Raw genomic sequence first — 1,927 nt, 5'->3', positions numbered from 1 at the left:
GGGCGCCCCCCCGCGGCGGGGGGGGGGGGGGGGGGGGGCCCCCCCGGCCCCCCCCCCCCCACCGCGGTCACCGTGGCGGGTGGTGTCCCCGGTCAGCCGGCCGGTGCCGGTACCTGTGGTGCCAGCAGTACCGGCAGCCGGGTCGTCCGGGACTTCGCCGCCACCTCGGCCACGGCACGCGGCAGTGCCTGCTCCACGCCGTGCACCACGGACAGGTGGCGGTCCGCCCTGCTGAACGCCGTGTACACCCACGGCCGGCTCAACGCCTGCACGGCATCGCCGGGCAGCACCACGACCACGGCCGGCCACCGGCCACCCACCGCCTGGTGCGCCGTCAGCGCCCAGCCGTGCCGTACCGACCGCTCCACCCGCTCCTGCGGTACGACGACGGTCTCGCCCGCGCAGGACAGATGCAGCCCGTCCGCGTCGGCCTTCACCACCCGGCCCGGCACCGTACGGCCCAGGGCGGGGGAGTAGGCGATCCGGTCGCCGGGGTCGAACCCGCCGAAGCGCCCCGGCCCCGGATTCAACCGCTCCTTCAACGCCGCGTTCAGCGCGCGCGTGCCCACCGCGCCCCCGTGCCCCGGCGTGATCACCTGGGTCTCCTCCGCCGGCACCCCGATCGCGCGCGGCACCGAGTCGACCACGAGCTGCACCGTCCGGTGCACGGCCTCGCCCGGGTCCCGCACCGGCACGATGACGACCTCCTTGCCGGGCGCCGCCACCTGGTTCAGCTCACCGACCCCGATACCGGAGACCAGTTCGCCCAGCGGCCCGGGGTCCGGCCGCCGGGAGGCGACCTGCGGACACGCGCGCGCCGCCAGCAGATCGGCGAACACCCGACCGGGACCGACGGACCACAGCACGCCCGGGTCCCCGGCCAGCAGCAGCCGGGCGCCGTCCGGCAGCGACTCCGTGACCAGCGCGGCCGCCTCGACGTCCAGCTGGGGAGCGTCCAGCACGACGAGCAGGTCCAGCAGCAGCGCCCCGTCGGCGTCCCGCCCCGGCCCCTCGGCACCGGACAGCAGCCCGGCGACGGTGGCGACTCCGGGGCCCACGGGCCCGGCCTCTCCCGCCACGTCCGCTTCGGCGTTCGCCTCCCCCGTGCCCGTGCCCGCGCCCGTGTCCCCGGCCGTGGCGGCCTCCAGCAGGGCCGTGAACCGGTCACGCCCGATGGGGGAGTGGGTGGCGGCCCAGGCGCGCAGCCCGAGACCGCGCGCCGCCCGGAGCAGGGCCGCCGGCTCGGCGAGCGACGCCTCCCCGCCCGTGTGCAGCACCAGCCCATGACCGGCGACCGCGCGGACCAGCTCCCCCGCGGAGCCGCCCGCCGAAGCGGCGGCCCGTTCCCACTCCGTACCCGAACCGTCCTGTCCGGGAGCGGAGTTGACGAGCCGGGCCAGCCCGTCGGCGAGGCTCTCCTCGGCCATCGCATACCGCTCGAGCCCCACGAGCACCCTGACGGGCCGCTCCTCGTCCGCGTCGTCCGTCCCCTCCGCGCCGTCCGTCCCGTCCCCGCCGTTCCCGGCGCCGGCTCGCTGCGGTGCCGGGGCACCCGTCAGGGGCAGCGGGTCCTGGAAGACGAGGACATCACCGTCGGAGACGGCGGTCCGCACGGCCTCCTCGGCATCCGGCACCCCCTGCCGCGCCAGTGCCGCGGTCAGCGCGGACATCTCCAGGGCGGTGTGCCCGGCCGCCGCGGCCTGCTCCAGCAGCCATCCGGTGACGGCCCGCTCCCGCCGCCCGTCGTCCGGCCCGGCCTCGCCGCCGAGCAGCGCCCGAGCGAAACCGTCCGCCTGCTCGGGCCGCACACCCGTCACCCGCAACAGCAGCCAGGGATCGTCCCGCAGCGCCTGTGCGGCCCCCTCGCCCAGCACACCGGCCGCCCGCACGGCGAGCCCTTCGGGCGCGCCGCCCCGGGCGAGCACCC

1 protein-coding gene is annotated in these 1,927 nt (G+C 78.2%); it reads right to left on the bottom strand.

Annotated features, from left to right (window positions below):
* Window positions 1-92: 92 nt before the first annotated feature.
* On the bottom strand, window positions 93-1,927 hold a 1,835-nt coding region (locus ACFWVE_RS33820; RefSeq protein WP_384022713.1), incomplete at its 5' end, for an ATP-binding domain-containing protein.

The sequence above is a fragment of the Streptomyces sp. NPDC058632 genome (genome assembly GCF_042717095.1).
GTDB lineage: Bacteria > Actinomycetota > Actinomycetes > Streptomycetales > Streptomycetaceae > Streptomyces.
This window is presented reverse-complemented; position numbering and strand designations above follow the sequence as displayed.